Annotated in this window: 17 protein-coding genes and 1 tRNA gene; 8 read left to right on the top strand and 10 right to left on the bottom strand. The window is 71.3% G+C overall.

What is annotated here, in order from left to right:
• Positions 1-43: 43 nt before the first annotated feature.
• On the bottom strand, positions 44-6,250 hold the full coding sequence (locus AB0M35_RS01680; RefSeq protein WP_363740340.1) for a hypothetical protein: 6,207 nt from the start codon (positions 6,248-6,250) through the stop codon (positions 44-46).
• Between the two features lie 320 nt (positions 6,251-6,570).
• On the opposite strand from AB0M35_RS01680, the gene AB0M35_RS01675 reads away from it, so the two are divergent.
• The 5 genes from AB0M35_RS01675 to AB0M35_RS01655 all read left to right on the top strand — a co-directional run bounded on the left by AB0M35_RS01675 (position 6,571) and on the right by AB0M35_RS01655 (position 13,204).
• A complete protein-coding gene (locus AB0M35_RS01675) occupies positions 6,571-8,355 on the top strand; it encodes an N-acetylglutaminylglutamine amidotransferase (protein ID WP_363740339.1) in 1,785 nt (594 codons plus the stop codon).
• A gap of 2 nt (positions 8,356-8,357) precedes the next feature.
• Positions 8,358-10,256: an N-acetylglutaminylglutamine synthetase gene (gene ngg, locus AB0M35_RS01670; RefSeq protein ID WP_363740338.1), complete on the top strand. Its 1,899-nt coding sequence runs from the start codon at positions 8,358-8,360 to the stop codon at positions 10,254-10,256.
• On the top strand, positions 10,253-11,446 hold the full coding sequence (locus AB0M35_RS01665) for an osmoprotectant NAGGN system M42 family peptidase (protein ID WP_363740337.1): 1,194 nt from the start codon (positions 10,253-10,255) through the stop codon (positions 11,444-11,446). Before ngg ends, AB0M35_RS01665 begins: the two co-directional genes overlap by 4 nt.
• Before the next feature lie 319 nt (positions 11,447-11,765).
• Positions 11,766-12,695 (top strand): ribonuclease Z, encoded by a 930-nt coding sequence (locus AB0M35_RS01660; RefSeq protein ID WP_363740336.1) that lies wholly within the window; start codon positions 11,766-11,768, stop codon positions 12,693-12,695.
• Positions 12,692-13,204, top strand: coding sequence for a GNAT family N-acetyltransferase (locus tag AB0M35_RS01655; protein ID WP_363740335.1), 513 nt, complete (start codon positions 12,692-12,694; stop codon positions 13,202-13,204). The genes AB0M35_RS01660 and AB0M35_RS01655 overlap by 4 nt, the downstream gene beginning before the upstream one ends.
• Before the next feature lie 69 nt (positions 13,205-13,273).
• Here the strand turns inward: AB0M35_RS01655 and AB0M35_RS01650 are convergent, their stop codons facing one another.
• The 3 genes from AB0M35_RS01650 to AB0M35_RS01640 all read right to left on the bottom strand — a co-directional run bounded on the left by AB0M35_RS01650 (position 13,274) and on the right by AB0M35_RS01640 (position 16,192).
• Positions 13,274-13,984, bottom strand: coding sequence for an IS5 family transposase (locus AB0M35_RS01650; RefSeq protein ID WP_363740334.1), 711 nt, complete (start codon positions 13,982-13,984; stop codon positions 13,274-13,276).
• Positions 13,985-14,381: 397 nt separating this feature from the next.
• Complete coding sequence (locus tag AB0M35_RS01645; RefSeq protein ID WP_363741842.1) at positions 14,382-15,752, bottom strand: cystathionine beta-synthase; 1,371 nt, start codon at positions 15,750-15,752, stop codon at positions 14,382-14,384.
• 83 nt (positions 15,753-15,835) lie between these two features.
• Entirely contained in the window at positions 15,836-16,192 is a 357-nt protein-coding gene (locus AB0M35_RS01640) for a YkvA family protein (protein ID WP_363740333.1), read from the bottom strand.
• 140 nt (positions 16,193-16,332) lie between these two features.
• Here AB0M35_RS01640 and AB0M35_RS01635 point away from each other — a divergent pair, with 140 nt between their 5' ends.
• The 3 genes from AB0M35_RS01635 to AB0M35_RS01625 all read left to right on the top strand — a co-directional run bounded on the left by AB0M35_RS01635 (position 16,333) and on the right by AB0M35_RS01625 (position 19,631).
• Positions 16,333-17,382 carry an SGNH/GDSL hydrolase family protein gene (locus AB0M35_RS01635; protein WP_363740332.1) on the top strand — a complete coding sequence of 350 codons (1,050 nt, stop codon included), beginning with the start codon at positions 16,333-16,335 and terminating at the stop codon, positions 17,380-17,382.
• A gap of 52 nt (positions 17,383-17,434) precedes the next feature.
• A complete protein-coding gene (locus tag AB0M35_RS01630; RefSeq protein WP_363740331.1) occupies positions 17,435-18,238 on the top strand; it encodes an SGNH/GDSL hydrolase family protein in 804 nt (267 codons plus the stop codon).
• Between the two features lie 133 nt (positions 18,239-18,371).
• A complete protein-coding gene (locus tag AB0M35_RS01625; RefSeq protein WP_363740330.1) occupies positions 18,372-19,631 on the top strand; it encodes an acetyl-CoA C-acetyltransferase in 1,260 nt (419 codons plus the stop codon).
• A gap of 100 nt (positions 19,632-19,731) precedes the next feature.
• On the opposite strand, the gene AB0M35_RS01620 is transcribed toward AB0M35_RS01625, so the two are convergent.
• From AB0M35_RS01620 to AB0M35_RS01595, 6 genes are all read right to left on the bottom strand, one after another.
• Positions 19,732-20,052, bottom strand: a complete 321-nt coding sequence (locus AB0M35_RS01620; RefSeq protein ID WP_363740329.1) for a hypothetical protein — start codon at positions 20,050-20,052, stop codon at positions 19,732-19,734.
• Between the two features lie 319 nt (positions 20,053-20,371).
• On the bottom strand, positions 20,372-21,250 hold the full coding sequence (locus tag AB0M35_RS01615; protein ID WP_363740328.1) for a Bax inhibitor-1/YccA family protein: 879 nt from the start codon (positions 21,248-21,250) through the stop codon (positions 20,372-20,374).
• 103 nt (positions 21,251-21,353) lie between these two features.
• Positions 21,354-21,434: transfer RNA gene (locus AB0M35_RS01610), tRNA-Leu, on the bottom strand.
• 213 nt (positions 21,435-21,647) lie between these two features.
• Positions 21,648-22,961, bottom strand: coding sequence for an NAD(P)/FAD-dependent oxidoreductase (locus tag AB0M35_RS01605; protein WP_363740327.1), 1,314 nt, complete (start codon positions 22,959-22,961; stop codon positions 21,648-21,650).
• Positions 22,962-23,116: 155 nt separating this feature from the next.
• Positions 23,117-23,683 (bottom strand): hypothetical protein, encoded by a 567-nt coding sequence (locus tag AB0M35_RS01600; RefSeq protein ID WP_363740326.1) that lies wholly within the window; start codon positions 23,681-23,683, stop codon positions 23,117-23,119.
• On the bottom strand, positions 23,680-25,056 hold the full coding sequence (locus AB0M35_RS01595; protein ID WP_363740325.1) for a DUF58 domain-containing protein: 1,377 nt from the start codon (positions 25,054-25,056) through the stop codon (positions 23,680-23,682). The genes AB0M35_RS01600 and AB0M35_RS01595 overlap by 4 nt, the downstream gene beginning before the upstream one ends.
• Positions 25,057-25,061: the final 5 nt, after the last annotated feature.

Raw genomic sequence — 25,061 nt, 5'->3', positions numbered from 1 at the left:
CGTCCCGCGTCCAGCGGGGCGGTTTCCGGCACCGCACCCGGTTTCAGCTGGTCTGCCCGAAGCGGTAGACGTCGCGTAACGCCTCGGCGAAGGTGTCGTCCAGCTCCGGCATGTCTGGGATCGCGGCAGAGGTGTACGCGAAGTGCACCGTCCGGTGTGATCGCGGGTCGCGCAGCGCGTCGGCCAGCGCGTCGATGATCCGGGCCCGAATCTGGTCGGGCAGATTCGTGGCCTGGCCGATGGTGGCGAGCAGTTGCGCGGCGGCCCAGGCAGTGGTGCTGCTGGGGTGGTGCAGCGAATCCACCAGGTCCGCCACCACCCGGTGGTCGAGGTGCCGGAGCAACGGGATCGCCTCCATCGCCGCACCCTGCACCGGGGACACGTCGTTCAGCGCGGCGAGCAGGGCGGAAAGGCCGATGTCCGAGCCGCGCCGCAGCACGCCGAGCATCCGGGCGGCTGCCTGGCGGCCGGGGAAGCTCCAGTGGTAGCGGAGGGTGTCGGCAAGCAGTACCTCGAACTGCGCGGCGTCGACCTGCTGCCGGAAGGAGTCCCGCTTCAGGCTGACCGCCGCGGCGGTGAGCTGGAGGAGATGACTACGCAGGTGCACGGCGGGTGCCTCGCCGAACGGATCGTTGATCGACTCGGTCAGCAGCGACTCGCACCAGCGCACCAGCAACTCGACCCACGGCCAGCCACCGCTGCGCTCCCGCTCACGTACCGCGTCGTGGTACGCCGCGACGGCGTTGCCCGGTTTGGCCGGTTCGGCGTACCTGGACACGCCGAACCGGTACAGCACCGCGCGGGCTTCCTCCTCCGGCAGGGCGAGGATCTTGCCGAAGCTGGTGGTGCATGCCGCAGCCAACTGCTGTGCGGCCGTCTCGACACTGTCGGCGGTGAGTGCGCCCTCGGTGGCCATCAAGGCCGCGTCGACGGCACCGAGCACGGCGTCATGATCGAGCAGATGCACCGGCGGCGTGTGCAGGGCATCAAGATCCAGTTTTCGGGTCACCGCCCAGAACTGATCCCAGCGCTGCGGCGTCATGCGCAGCCGGGCGTTCTCGTCGCGAATCCACTCCCCGTCGTTGTTCAGCGACAGGTACAGCATCCGGGCCACCGGCTGCATCAGGATGGCCCGCAGGTGAGCCGACCCCGACTCGATCTGCGCCAGCAGCATCCGCCAGGCCGGATCGGTCATCGCCTGGATGTGGGTCAGTGCTCTCGCCTCGGGCAGGTGCACGCTGCCCTGCCCGGCTCGCGCGCACCACTCGGCCACCACCTGCGGCAGGTCGAACAGCATCGACTGCGACAGCCAGTAGAGGCTCTGGGCGAGCGCCGGCTCGTCGTCGATCACCTCGTCGACGTACGACCACGCCTTGAGGTCGGTCGCCGCGCCCACCCGGCTCAAGGTACGGATGGGTGTCAGGCTGATCGAGAGCACCTGCCGGGCCCGGTGCCGCAGTGCGTCGTTCTCCTGGCGCACCAGGCTCATCAGGGGTTCCAGCAGTTCGGTGCTCAACCCGCGGTACTCGCCGAGCAGCAACGCGGCGATCCCGGCCACCGCTGGAGAGGGGTGGGCCAACCAGCGGCGCACCGTCGGTTCGCTGTCCGGATCTATGTTGACCAGCCGGTCGAGCACCGGGCGGAGGTCGGCCACCCCGGTCGCCGCCAGTGCGCGGTCGAGTTGCCGGATCAGTGCACCGGTGGCCGGCACCAACGGCGAATCGTCCGGCACGTCGGGTCCGCCCGGCCCGGTAGCCGGTTCACCACCGGTGACCCGGGCCCGGTGACAGTGATCGACGGCGCGTGCGTAGAGCACCATCGGAGTCCACGTCTCGATGCCCGTCTCACCGATGGTGAGCGTCGGCAGGTGGGCGTCGAGCACGTCTCCCCAGGCGCTCTCCACGTACGCCCGGTCGACCGGGGCACTCAGTTCGGCGGTCATCGCCTGCACTGCCGCGTACCGGTCCGGCCGCTCGGCGAAGCGGTTGCGCACCAGGCCCAGCAGGCGGACCCGTTCGTCGAGGTCGGTGACCGCGCCGATCGCGTCGATCCCCCGCCGCATCAAATCGTCCGAGTACGGTGCGGGCCGCAGTCGGGCCGCCCGGAGCCAGGCCAGCACCGCGTCGGCCGGGTCGCTCATTCGAACGGCCTGGATGGCGCAGGCATCGACGTGCCGCTGCCGTTGCTGCGGCTCGGCGACGAGGCGAGCCAGCCACTCGTGCAGTTGGAACGCCTGGCGGGGATCGGTGAGTTCGGCACAGGCCGAAGCCGCCTCGCCGGCCAACTCCGCGCGCCGGTCCGCAACTGCCTCGGCCAGCCGGGCCAGGGCACGGCCGCGATGCCACGGGTCGGTCACCGCGTGGGCAAGCCGCCGCACGTGCTCGACGGGGTCGTCGGCCTCGTTCAGCGTCGGGTCGTACCGGCTGGCCGACCTGTGACGATCGGCGGTCTCGCCGAGCGTCACCGCGAGCACCTCGGGCACGAGGCGGCTGTTCACGGCGACCACCTTCGGCAGGACCGAGCCCAGTACCCAGGACCGGGCCAGCGCGAAGTGCTCGGGCACCCGGACCAGCAGGTCGAGCACGTTGATCGGCACATCCCAGGGGTCACGGTGGGCGAAGGCCAGCGCATCCGCCGGCCACCCGTGGCCGTGCAGCCCGTAGTCGGTGTGCCGCGCCGAGCCGAGATCGTTGAGAGCCCCGATCAGGGCGCCGGGCGAGAGGTCGGCACGCACGCCGACATCGAGGACTGTCGCAGCAAGATAGGCCCGATCCTTGCTGTATCCGCCGAAGCGACGGGCGGCGATCTCCTCCACCACGGCCTTGCGCCGGGCCGGGACCGGCAGCTTCCGCACGTCCAGGGTGATCGGATCCGCGCCGGCCTGGATCGACACCGCGATCACCGCTTCCAGGAGGCGTTCCCACAGCCGTACGGGCAGGTGCGAAGCGGCGGCGGTGAGTGCCTCGGGGCCGTTGCCGGCCGCTCGCATCGCGGCGTCTCGCAGTGTCACCGCCAGGGTGCCGGCTCGCCGTCGCAGCGCGGCGGCGGCGACCGGATCCCCGGCCACCCGTTCGCTGACGTCGCGCCCGAGTGCCCAGAGCGCGACAACCGCCTCCGCTCGGCGTTCGTCGTCCTCGGCCGCTGTTTCCCGGTGGAGGAGATCGATCAGTCCGGGCAGGTCGTCGCGGCGCAGCGCGGCCAGGATCTCCCGCCGTAGGGGTGAATCCCGGGTGATCGAGTCGGGCGTGAAGACCGGCAGTTCTCCGGCCCGCTTCGACTCCTCCTCACCGGAGCGGTCGAGGTGGACGGCCATCGCGTAGACCGGATCGTCACTGCCCCAGATGCGGCCGAAATAGCCGAGGAAACCCTCCCGCAACTGGTCGTCGAGCTGTAGGTAGTTCACCATCCGATGGAACTGGTACAGGGGGGTCCGGGCGTCGAGGTCGGCGTACCCGCCGAACAGAGCGGTGATCAGAGCCAGCCACCGGCGGTCCCGGCGGATCCGGGTGACCAGGGCCGCGTCCCGCCGCAGGGCCGTTCGCATCGGCAACGACCGCAGGGTGGCGTTCGGGTCGACCCTGGGGCCACCCTTCGAGGTCGGTGAGACCACCAGGGTCAACGCCTCGGCGATCGGAAAGCCGAGTTCCTCGCTGTCCCAGCGGGACGCCGCCCGGTGCAGCGCGTCGGCAATCTCCGGTGTGGCGATCTCGACAGCACGGATCAGCCTGGCGGTGGCCCCCGCCAACGGTGCTCCGTCGACCGGGCGGATCAGCGCCTCGGCCAGCACGGCGTCCACCACCGACACGTGGTCACCCACGCGGAGCCGCCGAACGGCCTCCTCGACCAGGCGCCGGGCCTGTGGCAGCCGGCCCAGGAGAGTCAGGTCCCGGTAGCTGGTCAGCAACCGTCGGAGCACCGCCTGCACGATCTCGGGCGGCACGTCGGTCATCTGCGCGATGGCACCGGCGAGCAGCAGGGCGGACTCGGGGAACAGCGTGCCGAGCCGGCCCGACGCGTCGAGCAGGGCCCGGACCAGTTCCGGCATCTTGCTCTTCTGCTGCCAGTTGACCAGGGCGATCAGCATGAGGATCGGTTCCTGCCAGCGGGGGTCCCCGAGGTGTTCCAGGATCGCGCCGGCGCCGCCGTCGGAGCGGCTGATCAGGTGCTGTGCGGCCAGGAACTCCTGGAACGTCTGGTGCGAGAAGCGGTACGCGCCGGGCGCGCTGCTCGCAAGCAGCCCGACCTCGTCCCGCATCGCCCGCAGCAGCGATTCGAGCATCTCCTCGACGGCGTCCGGACGCAGCCGGGCCAACTCCTGACGGAAGACGTCCCGGAACTCCGGCTCGGCGATCACTCCGGAGGGCTTGTACCGGTGGACGTGGTACGCCACCGCCCGCAGCACCGCGAACATGTGGCCACGGAGCCGGTCGGCCTCGGCTCGGCTGAGCCGCTCGTACCAGAGATCCACCAGTCGGTCGACGGCCTTCTGGTAGACCTCGACCCGCTGCCGGGGCAGCTGCCCGCGCTCGGTGTGGTAGATCGTGGCGATGGTCCCGGCCAGCAACGGGTTGGTGGCCAGCTCGCGCACGTAGCGTCCCTCGGGTGCGCGCAGCAGCTCCAACAGCCGGTCGGCCTGCTCGTCCGACTCGGTCGAGGCCCAGCCGGACGGCAGCTCGGCGTGCAGCGTCGCGCCGACCTCGCGCATCCACGCCCGCATGAAGACCGCCACCGTCTCGTCGGTCATCCGCTCGACGGTGACGTGGGTGATGGTGGCCGGCAGCGGCCGCAGGTGGTATCCGGCTATCCGGCTGGTGACCACCATCTTGTTCCCAGGGCCGGGGACCTGCGTCACGTCCGGCCCGGGCCGGGACCAGACCCGGAGGAACTCGGTGACCGCCTCGGATATCTCGACGCGCTCCCTCGGATCGCTGACCTCGTCGAGCCCATCGATCATGATCAGGGCCCGCTGCTCGCTCAGGGCCCGGTAGACCAGTTCGCGGCGGATCCGGGCGGGGATGGCGGTGCCGGCCCGGTGCTCACCGCAGTCGTTCGTCCACAGCGCCGTGGAGCCGAGCCAGCTGAGTTCCGCGAGGAAGTCCAGCAGGAGGGTCTGACCGTCGGCCCTGCGCTGGCGCCATTCGGCGTACTCCGCGATGCGGACCAGCACCGGGAACATGGGCGGACCGAGACTGGCGACGCCGGATTCGTCGGTCCGGCTGGCGTCGACCTTGGCCACCGGCACCCGGAGCTCGACGGCGTGGTCGCGAAGGGCACGCGCGTGCATCAGGGCGAGCCAACGCATGATCGTGGTCTTGCCGCTGCCCGGATCGCCGAGTACGACGATCTGGCCGCTGTGCTCGTGCAGCTCGGCGATGTTGAGCAGGGCGTCGCGTTCGCCCCGGAAGGTGGCCAGCCGCTCGGCCGTACCCAGGTGATCGGCGACCGGCAGGTCCGCCTGGAGCAGCCACAGCACCCGGGCCTCCTGCTCGGGAGTGTGATCGCTGCTGCGCACGATCTCCTCAAGGTCCCGCAGGAGCATCTGCTGGGCCGCCGCGCGTTCGCTCGGGCTGGTGGGATCGACCCGCAGCGCCACGTAAACCTGCGCCAGCGGCACCTCGACCACGCCACCCCGGCCCTGGAGGCCGGGAATTCGCAGCCGCCGGTGCAGGCGGATCATCCAGCTGAGGTAGCTGTCGAGGGCGACGGCCAACTCCACCGGATCAAGCGGCGACTCCCCCGCCGGCAGCGCCCGCAGCGCCGCCTCGACGGAGGTCATCAGATCCTGCTTCCAGAGCCAGTCGGCGATCGGCGCGAGCGCGCCGCCGGTCAGCCCGGCCTGATCGATCTCGCGCCTGATCTGCCGGGCCAACTCGGTGACCAGGGCGTCGACGGACATACCGTGCGCGGAGAGGAAACCGACGTCGCCGTCCACCGGCTCGTCGAACGGGGCGAGCCAGGTACGCAGTGCCGCCGGCAGATTCGTGATCTCAAGTAGTTCGGGACGGTCGATGGGCGAGGAGTGCTCGGCGAGGATGCGGGGAAGTTCCGCCCGGGTCGCCGGGTCCATCGTCGCGGGTACGACCCGGGCGGTCTCCTCCAGCGCCCGGCGTACCACGCCACGCAGTTCCCGCTGCTGCTCGTCGCCGAGCAGCAGCGCCAGGCCCCGCCGGCTCGCCCACGTCGCCCCGGCCTCCACCAGCCAGCCGGAGAGCGTGCCACTGATCGGGCCCACGTCGACCGTCTCCCTCACCGACACCGGATACGAACCGTCACGGTCGCAGTGACCGAGTGCCACCAGAGTAGGGGTGACCATCCACGGTGGAATCACCCCGACGGTCGATGCCGCCACGGCCGGACGACGAGACAGTACGCCCGCTCAGATTGCGGCAATCGTCACATCTCCCTGCCTGCGGTCAACCGTGCAGACAGTGAAAGATCGGTAGGAACCGTCGCCTTCGGAAAAACATGACAGTCAGTTGATCGCGTGGGCGCGGATTCTAGCAAGTCTGTTACACGACCGTCATTACCTCAACAGGCGAATCGCAACATCCTCTGGCAGCATGGGCTGACATGTGCGGACTGGCAGGAGAGTTCCGGCGGGACGGGTCGCGCGCCGACGTCGCGGCGGTGGAGCGCATGGCGGGCACCATGAGCGACCGCGGACCCGACGACAGTGGCGTCTGGGCTTCCGGTGCCACTGCGCTCGGCCACCGCAGGCTGAAGATCATCGACCTGTCCGCCGCCAGTGGCCAGCCGATCGTCGACTCCGGCACCGGCCTGGCCGGTGTCTTCAACGGCTGCATCTACAACTACCGCGAGCTGCGCGCGGAGCTACAGGCGAAGGGCCACCGCTTCTTCTCCTCCGGCGACAGCGAGGTCGTGATCAAGGCGTACGCCGAGTGGGGGCTCGACTTCGTCGATCATCTGATCGGGATGTTCGCCGTGGCGATCAGCGAGCGGGACAGCGGGCGCCTGGTGCTCGCCCGCGACCGGCTCGGCATCAAGCCGCTCTACCTCGCCGAATCGCCTGGCACGGTGCGCTTCGCCAGCACGCTGCCCGCCCTGCTGGCCGGCGGGGGCGTGGACACCGGCATCGACCCGGTCGCGCTGGCCCATTACCTCAGCTTCCACAGCATCGTGCCGCCGCCGCGCACCATCCTGCGCGGCGTCAGCAAGCTGCCACCGGCCACCGTCCGGGTCTACGAACCCGACGGCCGCAGCCACGAGCGGATCTACTGGAACCCGCCGTTCCTGCGCCGCGCCGAGCACGCCGACTGGTCCGAGAAGGACTGGCAGGACGCCCTGCTCGAATCCCTGACCACCGCCGTACGCCGACGGATGGTGGCCGACGTGCCGGTCGGCGTACTGCTCTCCGGCGGCCTGGACTCCAGCCTGGTGGTCGCGCTGCTGGCCGGTGAGGGACAGCGCGGACTGTCCACCTTCTCCATCGGCTTCGACGCCGTCGGTGGTCGGGAGGGCGACGAGTTCCGCTACTCCGACATCGTCGCCAAGACCTTCGACACCGACCATCACCAGATCCGGGTCGCCGCGCGGGATCTGGTGCCGCCGCTGGAGGCCACCGTCGCGGCCATGAGCGAACCCATGGTCAGCCACGACTGCGTGGCGTTCTACCTGCTCAGCCAGGAGGTGTCCCGGCATCTCAAGGTGGTGCAGTCCGGCCAGGGCGCCGACGAGATCCTCGGCGGCTACCACTGGTACCCGCCGCTGCACCGGATCGACCGTGAGCAGGCTCTCGACACGTACGCCCGGGCCTTCTTCGACCGCGACGCGGCCGGGCTGGCCCAGGTGCTCAACCCCGGCTGGCTCGCCGAGGGGGACCCGGCGCGGGAGTTCGTCGCCGCGCACCTGGCCGCCCCCGGCGCGCAGACCGCCGTCGACGCCGGCCTGCGCATCGACACCCAGATCATGCTGACCGACGACCCGGTCAAGCGGGTCGACAACATGACCATGGCGCACGGGCTGGAGGCCCGGGTGCCCTTCCTGGATCACGAGTTCGTGGAACTGGCCGCCGCCTGCCCGCCCGAGCTGAAGCTCGCCCAGGGCGGCAAGGGCGTCCTCAAGGAGATCGGTCGCCGGGTGCTGCCGCACGAGGTGATCGACCGGCCGAAGGGCTACTTCCCGGTGCCGGGCCTCACCCACCTGGAGGGCAAGCTCCTCGACCGGGTACGCGACGCGCTGTACGCGCCCGAGGCCCGTCGCCGCGACCTGTTCCGCCCCGATTACGTCAACGCCCTGCTCGACGCTCCCAACGCCGAACTGACCCCGTTGAACGGAAACAAGCTGTGGCAACTCGGACTCCTGGAAATGTGGCTCCAGAGCCACGGAATCGACTGACCGTGACCGACACCCTGGCCACCGGGATAGCTCGGACCGACCGGGGCCGCGGACGGCGGTACGAGCGGGTCGGCCCGGGCGGTGATCCGATCGCCGCAGGCGGCAGCGCCGACCCCGGCGAGGACGCCGAACGCCCGCGCGAAGACGCAGGTGTCGTGCTCGACTGCGGCTGGGGGCGGCTGGTCTTCGGCCAGACCTTCCACGACCAGGCTGCGGTCGCCGACATCCTGCGCTCCGAGGCGGCCGGCGCCCGCGACATCTGCATCTACCTGCGGGACCCGCACGTGCTGGTATCCCGGCTGCCCGACGAGCTGTTCATCGACCCGTCGCTGACCTACCGGCTGCCGCTGTACGGCTCCCGGCCCGACACCGGCACCGGCGAGCAGACCGGCACCGCTGAGCAGACCGGCACCGCCGATGCCCCGGCGCTCACCGGCGGCCCGCCGGAGCTACCCGGGGTGCGCATCCGTCGGCTGCGCGATGCCGCCGACGCGGACGCGGTCAACCGGATCTACGCGGCCAACGGCATGGTCACCGCACCGGTCGAGGTGCTGGTGGACAACGCCGCCACCGACCGCTTCCTGCACCTGGTGGCGGAGGCGACGACCGGCGAGATCGTCGGCACCATCACCGGCATCGACCACGTCGCGGTCTTCGACGACTCGGACAACGGCGCCAGCCTCTGGTGCCTGACCGTCGACTTCAACCAGGCGCCGCCGGGCACCGGCCAGGCGCTGATCACCGAGCTGGCCGCCCGGCTGGTCGCCCGCGGCCGGGCGTACGTCGACCTGTCCGTGCTCGCCGAGAACGTCGGCGCGATCCGGCTCTACGAGCGGCTCGGCTTCTACCGCACCGCGACGCTCTGCGTGAAGCGCAAGAACCCGATCAACGAACGGCTGTTCCTGCCCGCCATGCCCGAGGGGTACGACCAGCTCAACCCGTACGCGAAGATCGTCGCCGACGAGGCGATGCGGCGCGGCATCCGGGTGGAGGTGACCGACCCGCAGTGGGGTGAGCTGCGGCTGTCCACCGGTGGCCGGACGATCCTCACCCGCGAGTCGCTGTCCGAGCTGACCTCGGCGGTGGCGATGAGCCGCTGTGACGACAAGCGGGTCACCCGCCGGATCCTGGCCGAGGCCGGGCTGTCCGTGCCACGCGGACGCACCGCCACCGGGGACGCCGCCGACGTCGAGTTCCTGGCCGAGGTGGGCGAGCTGGTCGTCAAGCCGGCCCGTGGCGAGCAGGGCAACGGCATCACCGTCGGCGTGAAGACGCCCGAGGCGCTGGCCGCTGCGGTCGAGTTGGCTGCCCGGTACTGCCCGGAGGTGCTGCTGGAGGAGCTGTGCGCCGGCGAGGACCTGCGGGTGGTCGTGATCGATCACGAGGTGGTCGCCGCCGCCGTACGCCGCCCGGCGTCCGTCACCGGTGACGGGGTGCACGACATCGCCGAGCTGATCGAGCGGCAGAGCCGACGTCGGGCCGCCGCCACCGGTGGCGAGTCCCGCATCCCGCTGGACGACATGACCCGCGACGTGGTCGCCGAGGCCGGGTACGAGCTGCACGACGTCCTGCCCGAGGGGCAGGTGCTGGCCGTACGCCGCACCGCGAACCTGCACACCGGCGGCACCATCCACGACGTCACCGGCGAGCTGCACCCGGTGATCGCGGAGGCGTGCGTGGCCGCCAGCCGGGCCCTGGACATCCCGGTCACCGGTCTTGACCTGCTGATACCGGCACCGGACCAACCCGAGCACGTCTTCATCGAGGCCAACGAGCGGCCCGGGCTGGCCAACCACGAGCCGCAGCCCACCGCCGAACGCTTCGTGGACCTCCTCTTTCCCGGGACGCGGGCACCGCAACGGCTGTGGACCCCGGCGGGTGCGGCACCATCTGGGGCATGACCGTACGCAAGACCCTTCCGCTGCCGCTCGACCTGGACTACCTGCGCCAGGTGCTGGTCGAGCTGCTGGACATTCCCAGCCCGTCCGGGCGTACCGACCACGTGCAGCAGTACGTCGGTGAGCGTCTGTCGGCGCTCGGCATCCCGTCGACGCTGACCCGCCGGGGTGCGCTCAGCGCCTGCCTGCCCGGCCCTCGCGAGCACGGGGCGGACCGGGCGATCGTGGTACACACCGACACCATCGGCGGAATGGTCAAGCGGCTCAAGGAGAACGGCCGCCTCGAACTCAAGCCGATCGGCACACACAGCGCCCGGTTCGCCGAGGGGGCACACGTACGGATCTTCACCGACGACCTGGAGCGGGTGATCACCGGTCAGGTGCTGCCGCTCAAGGCCAGCGGCCACCGATACAACGAGGCGGTCGACGAGCAGGGCATCGGCTGGGAGCAGGTCGAGGTACGCGTCGACGAGCCGGTGGAGGACATCGACGGTCTGCGGGCGCTCGGCATCGACGCGGGCGACTTCGTGGCGTTCCTGCCCAACCCGACGGTCACGCCCAGCGGGTACGTCAAGTCCCGCCACCTCGACGACAAGGCCGGGGTGGCCGCGGTGCTCACGGCGATCAAGGCGATGGTCGACGCCGGGGTGAAACCGGCGGTCACCGCACACCTGTTGATCACCGTGACCGAGGAGATCGGCCACGGCGCCTCGCACGGCCTCGACCCGGACGTCGCCGAGATCGTCTCGGTCGACGCCGCGGTGGTCGCCCCCGGCCAGCAGTCGCGGGAGGACGCCGCCACCCTGGCCATGGGTGACGGAGTCGGCCCGTTCGACTACCACCTCACCCGCAACCTGGCCGCCATCGCCCGTGAGCACGACGTGGACCTGGTCCGCGACGTCTTCGACTACTACCGCTCCGACGTGGCGGCGGCGGTGGAGGCCGGTGCACACGCCCGGGTGGCCCTGCTCGGCTTCGGTGTCGACGCCACCCACGGCCACGAACGCACTCACCTGGAAGGGCTACGCCAACTGGCCCAACTGCTCTGTCTCTACCTCCAGAGCGACCTGGTCTTCCCCGAGTGGGACGCCGAGCCGGAGGGTGACCTGGCGAACTTCCCGTCCCTGTCGGTGCAGCCGGCCAGCGAGGACGGCCCCCGCGAGGGGCCGATCGGCATCGCCCCCACCTCGTGACCTCCGCCCCGGCTTTCCGCGGCGGGTGTGATCGAAATCCGTTGCCGCCGGGGTCGGCGCTGGATAGCGTGTCGGTACACGGGAAAGGAGGTGGTCCAGACTTGTATAGCAATCGGACTCGTGAGGTGGCTGTCCGCTAGCCGCTGTCCTCGACAGTGATCCGTCCTTCGGGCGGGCAGTAAGAGTCGTCGAGACCGTGTGGCAGCGGTGCGGCGAAACCACGACAAGCCACCCGACCCCCGGGGTGCCGACCCAGTCCAGTCGGCCCGCGCGTCAGCGCGGAAGCCCCGGGGGTCGCTTCATTTCACCGGAGGCCCCCGTGTCGATGCGCGAGTTGGTGGTGCTCGGTACGGCCAGCCAGGCCCCGACCCGGGCACGCAACCACAACGGGTACGTGCTGCGCTGGGACGACGAGGTGATCCTCTTCGACCCGGGCGAGGGCAGCCAGCGGCAACTGCTGCACACCACGGTCACCGCCACCGACCTGACCCGGATCTGCGTCACCCACTTCCACGGCGACCACTGCCTCGGCCTGCCCGGCACCATCCAGCGACTCTCCCTGGACCGGGTCTCCCGCCCGGTGGCGGTGCACTTCCCCGCCGAGGGCGCCGAGTACTTCGCCCGGCTGCGGCACGCCAGTTCGTTCCACGAGACCGCCGAGCTGGCCGTGACGCCGATCGAGACGGACGGTCAGCACATCCCGTTGAGCTGCGGCACCCTGGAGGCCCGCCGGCTGCGGCACCCGATCGACACGTACGGCTATCGGCTGGTGGAACCGGACAGCTACCGGATGTTGCCGGAGCGGCTGGCCGCGTACGGCATCGGTGGGCCGGCCGTCGGCGAGTTGCAGCGCGTCGGCCACCTCGACCTCGACGGGCGGCGCGTCACCCGCGACGAGGTGAGCGTGCCCCGGCCCGGGCAGCGGTTCGCCTTCGTGATGGACACCGGCCTCTGCGACGGGGTGTACGCGCTGGCCGAGCACGCCGACCTGCTGGTGATCGAGTCGACGTTCCTGGAGTCGGAGGCGGCGCTCGCCGCCGAGGTCGGCCACCTCACCGCCGGTCAGGCCGCCCGGGTGGCGGCCGAGTCGGGGGTACGCCGGCTGGTGCTCACCCACTTCTCCCAGCGGTACGCCGACCCGCGCCGCTTCGCCGCCGAGGCCCGCGCCCACTTCGACGGCGACCTGGTGATCGCCGAGGACCTCACCACCGTGCAGGTCCCACCCCGGCGGGTACCCTCGGCTGAGTGACTGTCACGCTGCGTGCCGCGACCGCTGACGACGTTCCGGCGGTGGGCCGGCTCCACCAGCGTTCGCGGGTCGCCGCGTACTCGTCGATCCTGCCGCCCGAGGCGTTGGTCGATCCGACACCGGAGGCGATGGCCGAGTACTGGACGCTCCGGTGGAGCTATGAGCGGGCCGACCATCGGATGACCGTGGCCGAACGGGACGGCACTCTGGTCGGCTTCAGTTATCTCGGGCCGGACGACGAGGACGACCCGGACACCGGCCTGCTCAACGCCATCCACCTGGAACCGGCCGAGCGTGGTCGCGGCGTCGGTCGGGTGCTGATGGTCGACGCGCTGGCCGCCATGGGAAGACGCGGCTGGCGCCGCGCGGTGCTCTGGGTGCTCCGCGACAACGCCCACGCCCGCCGCTTCTACGAGCGCGGCGGCTGGCAGCCGACCGGGGTGGAGCGCCAGGACATGATCGGCACCATCCCTGCCCCACAGCTGCGCTACACCCGCGCTTTGGGGTAAGGAAGGGCCCCTTATTAACGCCTACGGTAGAGCAAGGGCCCCCTATTAGTGAGCGTTTGAGATTCCGGCTCAGGTGGTTGCCTGGGCCGGTTTCGTGTTTCGGGTCAGGCGGGTGACCATGGTGTGGATCATGGCCCAGGTGACGAAGGCGGCGTGGCTGGCGGGTAGGTGTTCGTAGTCGCGGACGCATCGGCGTTTCTTGCTGATCCAGGCGAAGGTGCGTTCGACGACCCAGCGTCGGGGGAGCACGACGAAGGTGTGTTGTCCGGGGAGTTTGCGGACCAGGTGCACGGTGAGGTCCAGGGCTTGGCGGGCCCAGGTGCTCAGGGTGCCGATGTAGCCGCCGTCGGCCCAGATCAGGCGTAGGCGGGGGTGGAACAGTCGGGTGCGCCAGAGCAGGTCGCGGGCGATGCTGCGGTCGTTGACGTGGGCTCCGGTGACCATGACGGCCAGCAGCAGGCCCATGGTGTCCACGACGATGTGGCGTTTACGGCCGTTGACCTTCTTCGCCACGTCGTACCCGCGGCTGTGACGGGGCACGGTGTCCGCCGCGCGCACCGACTGGGAGTCGATGGCGCCGGCGGTGGGATGCCGGTGCCGCCCGGCGGCGGTGCGGCACTGCTCCCGCAGCCGGTCGTGCAGACGCATCAACGTGTGGTCGTCGCGCCACCGGGCGAACCACCAGTACACCGTGCCCGGTGGCGGGAACTCCCGCGGCAGGGCCCGCCACGGGCAGCCCGTGCAGGTCACGTACAGGATCGCCGCCACGATCGCCCGCATCGGATGCCCGGTGGCCGCCCTCGACGGACCCCCGACTCCAGCGTGAGCAGCGGCGCGACCAGGGCCCACTGCGCATCGGTCAGATCACTGGGATACCGCCGCCGCACCGCCCTCTCCCGCTCCCGCCGCACCCGCACAGCCGGATAACGGCGAGGCGAGACGGACTGCTGACCAGCGATCGGGTACAACGTCATCAGAAGGCCCTCGACAGGAAACGGTTGGCTCGACACCACCGGACCTACCGAGGGCCTTCCCCCACGTCCAACACGACACGCCGCCGCAACCACCCCAATTCTCAAACGCTCACTTAACACTCGATCTAGCGACGTGCCGGCCGGGTGTTAACAAGGGGCCCCTGCTATGCATGAGGCGTTAAAAGGGGGCCCTTCCTTACACCTCAGCGAGCGCCGAGGTGGGCGAGCAGGTCCTGGCGGGTGAGGACGCCCTTGGGCTTGCCGTCGATCAGCACCAGCGCGGCGTCGGACTTCTCCAGCAGGTTGACCGCCTCGCTGACCGGCTGGCCACCACCGACCATCGGCAGCGGCGGTGCCATGTGCCGCTCGATGGTGTCGTGCAGTTGGGCCTGACCGGTGAACAGCGCGTCGAGCAGGTCCCGCTCGGCGATCGAACCGGCCACCTCACCGGTCACCACCGGCGGCTCGGCCTTGAGCACCGGCAACTGCGAGACGCCGTACTCCCGCATGTAGTCGACCGCGTCACGGACCGTCTCGGTCGGGTGTACGTGTACCAGCTCGGGCAGGCCGCCCGGCTTGCCGGCCAGCGCCTCGGCCACGGTCGGCTCGGAGCCGGAGTTGTCGAGGAAGCCGTACCGGGCCATCCAGGTGTCGTTGAAAATCTTGGACAGGTAGCCTCGGCCGCCGTCCGGCAGCAGCACCACGACCACGTCGTCCGGGCCGGCGGCGCGGGCCACCTCCAGCGCAGCGACGGCCGCCATCCCGCAGGAGCCGCCGACCAGCAGCCCCTCCTCGCGGGCCAGCCGCCGGGTCATCTCGAAGGACTGCTTGTCCGAGACCTCGATGATCTCGTCGGCCACGGCGCGGTCGTACGTCTCCGGCCAGAAGTCCTCACCGACCCCCTCGACCAGGTACGGCCGGCCGGTGCCGCCGGAGTAGACCGAGCCCTCCGGGTCGGCACCGATGACCTTGACGGCCCCGCCGGACGCCTCCTTGAGGTACCGGCCGATGCCGGAAATGGTGCCGCCGGTACCGACGCCGGCCACGAAGTGGGTGATCCGGCCCTGGGTCTGCTTCCACAGCTCCGGGCCGGTCGTCTCGTAGTGCGAACGCGGATTCGCCGGGTTGGCGTACTGGTTGGGCTTCCAGGCGCCGGGGATCTCCCGGGCCAGGCGGTCGGAGACGTTGTAGTACGAGCGGGGGTCCTCCGGTGCGACGGCGGTCGGGCAGACCACCACCTCGGCGCCGTACGCCCGCAACACGTCCTGCTTGTCCTGGCTGACCTTGTCCGGGCAGACGAAGACGCAGTTGTAGCCCTTGAGCTGCGCCACCAGGGCCAGCCCGACGCCGGTGTTGCCGCTGGTCGGCTCGACGATGGTGCCACCGGGTCGGAGGATGCCGGCAGCCTCGGCGTCCTCCACCATGCGCAGCGCGATCCGGTCCTTCACCGACCCACCGGGGTTGAGGTACTCCACCTTCGCCAGCACGGTGGCTCCGATGCCCTCGGCCACGTTGCGCAGCCGCACCAGCGGGGTGTTGCCGATCAGCTCGACGACGTTGTCGTAGTACTGCACCTCGTTGTGCCCTTCTCCTTCGGCGCCGGCGCCGCAGGCCGGGCGGGTGACTCGCGTAAATTCCCGCGCCAAGGGTACGTGGGTCAGGGCACCACGTGGCCGGGGACCACTGTGCTGCCGCGAGCCTCCCACTCCAGAAAGCGTTCGGTCTCGGCGAGCACGGCCCCGGCCAGCCAGGTGACCATCACCGCGTCGTCGATCAACCCGAACACCGTCAGGAACAACTCCGGGACCGCGTCGACCGGGGAGACGATGTACGCCGTCGCCGCCGTCATCATCGCCAACCGAAGGCCCCCGTCGTACCGGCCACGGGCCGTGGCGGCGATCATCCTGGGCAGCGCGCCGATCCGCGCGCCGAGCGACGGCCCGCCCCGAGCACCGGCGGTCAACGCCCGACCCAGCGCCACGAAGGCGGCACCCCGCTTCAACGTCCTAGCCATCGTCGTGCTCCTCTCCACGTGCAGCGTGACGACCCGACGCAACACCCCGCAATCAAATACCCAGAGCCGTCAGATTCCAGGCACCGGGGTGCAGTCGGCGAGCACCCCGGTACGTCGGACCGGCGCGCTAATGTCGCGGTATGGGGGCCGCTGGTTCTGTCGTACCGGACCGTCCGCGTTGGCAGCGCGCCTGGCGGATGGCCCGACTGGCCGCGTTCGGCACCGGTGCCACGGTGGCGGCTGCGGCAGCCACCACCGGCGTACTGCTCGGGCAGGCCCGGCAGGCCCGCCGCACCATTCCGATGGCCGAGGCGCCGCCACCGCGTTGTGACGGGGTCTATGGTGCCAAGTTTCCCGGCCCCGCACTCACCGTGGTCGTGCTCGGCGACTCCTCGGCCGCCGGATACGGCGTGCACCGCCGCCGGGAGACCCCCGGCGCGCTCCTGGCCACCGGCCTGTCCCGGCGGCTCCAGCGCCCCGTACGTCTGCACCGCTTCGCGGTGGTGGGTGCCATCTCGGCCGGCCTCAAGTTCCAGGTCGAGGCGGCCCTGGAGTGCGACCCCGATGTCGCGGTCATCCTGATCGGCGGCAACGACGTGACCAACCGTACGCCGCCCAGCCTGGCCGTGCGGTACCTGGTCGAGGGGGTCCGGGCCCTGCGCGCGGCCGGGGCCGAGGTGGTCGTCGGCACCTGTCCCGACCTGGGGGCGATCCGCCCCATCCAGCCACCGCTTCGCTGGCTGGCCCGCCGGTGGAGCCGCCAGCTCGCCGCCGCCCAGACCATCGCCGTGGTCTCGGCCGGCGGTTGGACGGTCTCCCTCGGCGATCTGCTGGGTCCACGCTTCACCGCCGAACCGGGGCGAATGTTCGCCTGGGACCGGTTCCATCCCTCCGCCGAGGGGTACGCCGTGGCCGCCGCCGCCATTCTGCCCACGGTGCTCGCCGCGCTCGGCCACGGAGCGGAACGCAGGCCTTCGCCAACGCGCGTCGAAGGCGTACGGTCATTGCCGAGGGCCGCTCACGAAGCGGCCAGGCATCCGGGCACGGAGGTCAGCGGCACGCAGGTCCGTGGCAGCGAGAGCGGTCCCGGCGGCCGCTGGGCGCAATTGCGTCGCCGAGGGCTGTTCGGTGTCGGTGCGGCGTCCCAGCCGACCGGTGCCGACTCACCCGCAGTGGAGGAACTCAGATGACCGAGCGGACGAGGCTCCCGATCACCAGCGCCACACGGGCCGGGGCAGCGAGATGAACAGCACCTCACCCGGGGCCCGTGTCGCCGGCTGGCTGGCCCGTACGGCGGCTGCCTCGCTGCTCGCCGGCACGCTCGGCGGCGCGGCGGTGCTCGCCGGTCAGGCCGTGGTGGCCCGCAGCCGTCGCTACGCCCAGCCCGAGCTGGGCCTCGCGTTGCGCGCCACGGTCGGCCGCGCCGACGCCCCGCCGCTGCGCCTGGTGCTGCTCGGCGACTCGTCCGCCCTCGGGGTCGGCGTCGACCGTCTCAGCGACACCATCGGCGGGCAGCTGGCCGAGCTTCTCGCGGAAGGCCCGGCCGGGCGCCAGGTGCGGCTGTCCAGCGTCGGTGTCTCCGGGTCACGCTCCACCGACCTGGCCACCCAGGTGGCCCGGGCGTTGCTCGGCGAGCAGCCGGACGTGGCGGTCGTCCTGATCGGGGCGAACGACGCCACCACCCTGCGCCGCCCGACCGACGCCGCCGCCTACCTCGGCGCGGCCGTGCACCGGCTGCGCCAGGCCGGGGTCGAGGTCGTCGTCGGCACCTGCCCGGACCTCGGCGCGGTACGGGCCATCGCCCCTCCGCTACGTCAGGTCGTCGGCTGGGTCGGCCGCCAGGTCGGCCGGGCCCAGACGAAGGCGGTCCTCGACGCCGGGGGGACGGTGGTCGACCTGGCCACCGAGACCGGCCGGGTGTTCCGCGCCGACGCCGGCACGTTCTGCCACGACGGCTACCACCCCTCCGCCGACGGCTACCGGGTCTGGGCGCACGCGCTGTTGCCTGCGGTGGCCGCCGCAGCGGCCGTCACTCCCCGCCGCTGACCGGCACGCACGGTCGCCGCCCCGGCCCTCCCCCGCCCATAGCTCGCGACGCGCAACCCACGGCGGTCGGCCAGGCTCGGTTGCACTAGCAGGTGGCTTCCACCGCAAGTTACTGGCGCGTTAACGTTGGGGCATGCCGATTGAGTCGCCACGCGATGCCGTGATCGTCGCCACCGCCCGCTCGCCCATCGGTCGGGCCCACAAGGGGTCCCTCCGTGACCTCCGCCCGGACGACCTCGCCGCCACCATCGTGCAGGCCGCCCTGGACAAGGTCCCCCAGCTCGACCGGCAGGAAATCGACGACCTCTACCTGGGGTGCGGGCTGCCCGGCGGTGAGCAGGGCTTCAACATGGCCCGGGTGGTCGCCGTCCTGATGGGTCTCGACCGCCTGCCTGGCGCGACGCTGACCCGGTACTGCGCCTCGTCGTTGCAGACCACCCGGATGGCGATGCACGCGATCCGGGCCGGCGAGGGAGACGTGTTCGTCTCCGCCGGGGTCGAGGCCGTCTCCCGGTACGCCCGTGGCAGCTCCGACGGCCTGCCGCCGGAGGCACAGGCCCTGGTGGGCCGCTGGGAGAACCCGCGCTTCGCCGAGGCGCGGCAGCGTTCCAAGGCCTGCTCCGAGGCTGACGCCCCGGTCTGGACCGACCCGCGCGACGAGGGTGCTCTCCCCGACGTCTACCTCGCCATGGGGCAGACCGCGGAAAACCTGGCCCAGGTGTACGACGTGTCCCGCGCGGACATGGACGCATTCGGCGTACGCAGCCAGAACCTGGCCGAGAAGGCGATCGCCGACGGCTTCTGGGCCCGCGAGATCACCCCGGTCACCACCGGAGACGGCACGGTGGTCAGCGCCGACGACGGCCCCCGTGCGGGGGTGACCCTGGAGACTGTCTCCGCCCTCAAACCGGTCTTCCGGCCGGACGGCCGGATCACCGCCGGCAACTGCTGCCCGCTCAACGACGGGGCTGCCGCCGTGGTCATCATGAGCGCCCAGCGGGCCGAGGAGCTGGGTGTCACCCCGCTGGCCCGGATCGTCTCCACCGGCGTCACCGCGCTGTCTCCCGAGATCATGGGGCTCGGCCCGGTCGAGGCGAGTCGGCAGGCGCTCAAGCGGGCCGGGATGACCATCGACGATGTCGACCTCGTCGAGATCAACGAGGCGTTCGCCGCCCAGGTGATCCCGTCGTACCGGCAGCTCGGGATTCCCGAGGAGAAGTTGAACGTGATGGGCGGCGCGATCGCCGTCGGCCACCCCTTCGGGATGACCGGCGCCCGCATCACCGGCACCCTGCTCAATGCCCTGCAGTGGCACGACAAGACCATCGGCCTGGAGACCATGTGCGTCGGTGGCGGGCAGGGCATGGCGATGGTGTTGGAGCGCCTCAGCTGAGCGCTTTGCTGCCCGCCGGCCCAAGGTCAGCGTCGACGCCGTCGATCAGCGCGGGCTGCCGGTCCCCTCAAGCGCTGACAACCGGGCAGGCGGGCCGTCGCTAAAGCGTGGCTCGGGTCGCGGCCACCTCGGCCGTGGCCCGGGCCAAAGCTTCATCGGACGGGTCGGCGGCGAGCAGGTCGGCCGTGACAACCCGGAGCTGGTCGGGCAGAGCCAGGTCGTTGTCGAGCCGGGGTACGACCCGCCGTGGTCGCCCCTCCGCGTCGGCCGCCAGGTTGGCGACGTCCTGGATCAGTCGGTGCACCAGATCGGCCCGGGACAGCTTGCCGGCCGAGGCGACCACCGACCATCGTCCCTGCTGCCAGTGCCCCACCTGCCGCACCAGCAACTCCACCCCCCGCCCCAACTCCACATCCCCCACCCCCAAACCCTACCCACCGCCACCCCCGCCCCGCCCCTCTCACCCCCGCCGCCCTCCGCCCTCCGCTCTCCCGGCCCTCGCCGTCCCCATCTCCACCCCGTCGATCATGCAGTTGTGGTCGCCGGTTAACCGCTTATGCGGCTTATGCCCCGACGGAAAGTGCATGATCGGCGGGGAGGGCGGGGCGCGAGTGCGAGGCGGGGACGAGGGGCGGGCGCGGGGGCGGGCGGGGTGGGGGCGGGGTGGGGACGAGGGGTGGGAATGACGACGGCGCCCGTCCCCAGGGGGAGCGGGCGCCGGTCGGTCGCTGGGCGAGAGGTCAGTCGTCGCCCTGGAAGTAGCTCAGCAGTCGCAGGATCTCGATGTAGAGCCAGATCAGGCTGACCAGGATGCCGAACGCGGCCACCCAGGAGTAGCGCTGCGGCAGCCCCATCCGGACGCCGTCCTCGACCTCCTTGAAGCTGAGCACGAAGCTCAGCGAGGCGACCACGATGCAGACCAGGCTGAAACCGATGGCCAGCGCACCGCCGTCACGCAGACCGGTGTTGACGCCGAACAACGACAGCACCAGGTTGATCAGCATGACCGCGAACAGGCCGGCCATCACCGCGATCAAGCCCTTGGTGAACTTCGGCGTGGCCCGGATGACCCGCGCCTTGTAGAGCATGGTCATCACGAAGAAGACACCGAAGGTGGCGACGACCGCCTGGATGACGATGCCCGGGTAACGCGCCTCGAAGAACTTGCTGATCGCGCCGACGAGAACGCCCTCGACGAGGGCGTACGCGACGACCAGCGCCGGGTTCGCCATCCGCGAGAACGAGATGATCAAGCCGAGCACCAGGCCGACGACGGCCGCGCCGATCCAGGCGACACCGAGCAGCGCGTCGGGCACCAGGGTCCAGGCCGCCGCGGCGGAAACGCCGACGATGGCCAGGAGCAGGACCGTCTTGACCACCACGTCGTCGATCGACATGGGGGTGACCGCCTGCGGCGCGGACGGGAAGCCCGGCGCGCCGGGGTAGCCGGCCTGCGGCGGGTACTGCTGGGGGTAACCAGGCTGCTGGGGGTAGCCGGCCTGCGGGTGCTGCTGGGGGTAGCCGGGCTGTCCGTACGGCCCGGTCGGGGCGTACCCGGCGGCACGCTCCCGCTCGGCCGCCTGGCCGAGCCGAGCGAGTACCGGGTTCGAAGTCTTCACTGTCTGGCCTCCCTAAGGGGGTCGTGGCACGTCAACGCGCCCTATAAGAGTAAACGGCCGCAACAGCCGGTTGGACGTCGGAAGGCTGAGGGAACGCTGAGAGTGCCCGGGGCGGGGGTCGAACCCGCACGCCTTGCGGCAGCCGCTTTTAAGGCGGCCGTGTCTGCCTTTCCACCACCCGGGCGGGTGACCCCGACGCGCCGGCACGCGCGGTGCAGTGCCACGGTAGCGGTTTCCCGGCCGGTACGACGTCCCGTGCGCCGACCACCTCGCACCTGATCCGGGAACGACAGACGTCAACGCACCCGCCCCACCCAACGTCGACCAGGCGGGTAGCAGGTGCACATGTTAAAAGGGGGCCCCTTCTCTACGCGAGGCGTTAAGAAGGGGCCCTTCCTTACTTGCGGGAGGCTTCGGCGAATTCCTCGCGGGGGTCGTGCAACTGGCCGAGGGCGACGACCTCACGCTTGAGGACGAACGCCAGCGTCCAGTCGACCACCACCCGGATCTTCCGGTTGAACGAGGGAATCCGGCTCATGTGGTACGTACGGTGCATGAACCAGGCCGGCCAGCCGGTCATCTTGATGCCGTAGACCTGGGCCACACCCTTGTGCAGGCCGAGGCTGGCCACGCTGCCGGCGTGCTTGTGCTTGTAGGCGACCGGCTCCCGTCCCCGGATCACCGCCACGATGTTGTCGGCCATCCGCTGGGCCTGGCGCACCGCGTGCTGCGCACTCGGCGAGCAGTAGTTGCCCGGCGCCTTGGTCAGGTCCGGCACGGCGGCGCAGTCGCCGGCGCTCCACGCGCCCTCGACCACCCGGTCGCCGTCGACCACCTGGAGCGTCGGCAGGCAGGTGACCCGGCGCCGGTCGTCGCGGGGAAAGTCGGTGGCGTCCAGCATCGGTGCGGGCTTCACCCCGGCGGTCCAGACGATGGTGTCGGAGCTGAAGCTGTCCCCGTCGGAGAGCTTGACCACCCCGTCGACGCAGGACTCCAGGCGGGTGTCCAGCCGGATGTCCATGTCCCGCTTCAGCAACTGCTGCACCGTGTAGGCACCCATGTCCCGGTCGACCTCGGGCAGCACCCGCTGGGTGGCCTCGACCAGCACCCACCGCATGTCCGACGTCTTCAGCTCCGGGTAGTACCGCAGCGCGTCGCGGGCCATGTCCTCCATCTCGGCCAACGCCTCGATGCCGGCGTACCCGCCACCGACGAAGACGAAGGTCAGCGCCCGGCGGCGCACCTGCGGGTCGGTGGTGGCGGCGGCCACGTCCAACTGCTCCAACACGTGGTTACGCAGGTAGATGGCCTCACCGATGGTCTTGAAGCCGATGCCGTGCTCGTGCAGCCCGGGAATCGGCAGGGTGCGGGAGACCGAACCGGGGGCGACCACCACGTGGTCGTACGCGATCTCCCGGGGCGGGCCCACGATCGGCTGGACGGTGGCGGTCTTGCGGTCGTGTTCGATGCGGGTCACCGCGCCGGCCACTACCGTGCACTTGCGCAACTCGCGACGCAGCGGCACCACGGCGTGTCGCGGAGAGATGTTGCCCCCGGACGCCTCCGGCAGGAACGGTTGGTACGTCATGTGCGGCTGGGGATCGACGACGATGACCTCAGCCTCACGGGAACTCAGCTTCTTCGACAGGCGCAGCGCCGCGTAGAGACCGACGTGCCCGGCACCCACCACAAGGATCCGCTTCGGATTCACGCCTACCATCTTTCCCCCACCGACGGCGCTAATCCCGTTCACGGCCTCCTTCTGTGACCGAGCACAACCTCTGTGTGACGTGGGCTACCCAGGCCGCTGACAGCACTTCGGGCACTCTGGCAGGACCGCCGCGTAGGCCCCCTGCGCCCCCCGCGTCACCGGCGTTTCAGCAGCCAGGCCAGCAACGCGGTCACCGCGAGCGCGACCAGGAGACCGGCGATCGTGACGGACTGCCAGCCGGCCGTGCCCGCCCCGATGCGGCCCAGTCCCAGCAGCAGCACCCCGAGTACGGACGTGGCGAGCAACACCCCGCCGGTACGCGTGAGCCAACGCACGATCAGGTCCGGGTCCACCACCGCGTCGTACGGCAGGACCGCGACCAGTGCGCAGAGCGTATGCGTGAGGTAGAGCAGCACCGCCACGGCCATCAGCCGCCACAGCGCGACGGGCCGGTCGTACCCGTCGGTGGCCACCAGCCAGCCGCCGATGGTGACCAGCGCGGCGAAGGTCGGCCAGAACCGGCGCGGCGCCAGCGCGGGCAGCGCCGCGACCCCGAGCAGCGCAAGCAGCGCCTGCCCCGCGACGACCTCGGCCGGGTACGCGAGCAGCAGGCCCGCCAGCGAACTGAGGAAGATCCCGAGGCGGATCAACACCGGGGCCAGCGCGATCCGGCCGGCCGCCGTCCGCCACGCCCGAACCCGACCGGTGAGGGTGTCGATCACCGGCCACCGACCCGGGGGGCGGTGGCCAGACGCGCCACGTCGCGCAGGACCTGGTCGAGGCTGCCGGCGCCCGCCCACGGTACGACCGGCACGCCGTGCTCGCGCAGCTGCGCGATCATCGTGTCCCGGTCCAGCCGCCACAGCCGGTACGCCACCTCGGCCCAACCCCGATCCTTCGGCGGCGGCAGGTCGGCCGGCAGGGTGTCCACGGCGACCACGAACCGCCCCGAACGGGCCAACCGGGCCAGCATCTGCGCCGACCGCTCCTCCAGCAGCGGCGTGAGCACCACCACCAGGGCGTCCGCGGAGAGCAGCTGCGAGCCGAAGACCTGGTCGTACGGCTCGTGCGGGGAGTGCTGGGCCTTCACGTCCAACAGCCATTCCAGGACGGTCAGGTACTGCCGCCGCCCGGTGGCCGGGCGCAGTCGCCGGGCGCTCGGACCGTACTCCAGCAGCGCCACCCGGTCACCCCGGTGCAGGTAGTGCTCGGCGATGGCGGCGGCGGCCCGGACCGTGGTGTCCAGCACCGAGGCCGTGCCGGCGATGCCGCCGGAGCGGCCCGCCTCGGCCAGCACGTCGAGCAGGACGACCACCTCGGCGTCCCGGTCGGAGAGGGTGGCGGCCACGTGCAGTTGCCGGGCCCGCAGCGACACCCGCCAGTCGATGCGGCGGAGCCGGTCGCCGGGGGCAAAGACCCGTACCCCGGCCAACTCGCCTCCCTCACCGGCCCGCCGCGAGTGGTGCGCGCCGACCAGGCCGGCCGCCCGGGGCATCGCATTGACCGCCTCGAAGGGCTCGGTCTTCGGGTACACCCGGTTGACGACCGGTTCGGCGATCACCGCGCGGGAGACCAGCAGGCCCTGCGCGGCGGCGACCCGCGCGCCAGCCGGGCCGATCCGGTGCCGCCCCCAGCGCCGGGCGGTGCCGGTCAGTTCCAGGTCCACCGCCGTGTCCGGGTCCACCGAGGTGACGAACGGCCGGTCGGTCACCGAACGCTGGTCACCGCTGCGCCCGCTGACGGCGCCACCGGCCAGGGTGGCCCGGTCGATACGCAGCCAGGGCGAGACCCGGGTACGGAGCACGGCCACGTCGTACGGTGTCGCGTCCGGGTTGCCGACGCTGACCCGCCCGACCAGCTCGCCCCCCTCCACCAGGTGCCCCTCGTCGACACTGACCCACACCCGGGGCAGCTCGGTGGGCCGATGGCGCAGCGCGTACGCCGTGCCGAGGGCGAAGGGGGCGGCCAGCACGATCAGGTCCACTCGACCCAGCAGCACCGCCGCGACCAGCAGCAGGCCGGTGAGCAGCACCGCCCGACCGAGTGCCGCAGTGGGCGCCCAGTCGGCCGGTGCCGATCGGTCCGCGAGCCTCACGTCGG

It is taken from the genome of Micromonospora sp. NPDC051196 (assembly GCF_040682415.1).
GTDB lineage: Bacteria > Actinomycetota > Actinomycetes > Mycobacteriales > Micromonosporaceae > Micromonospora.
This window is presented reverse-complemented; position numbering and strand designations above follow the sequence as displayed.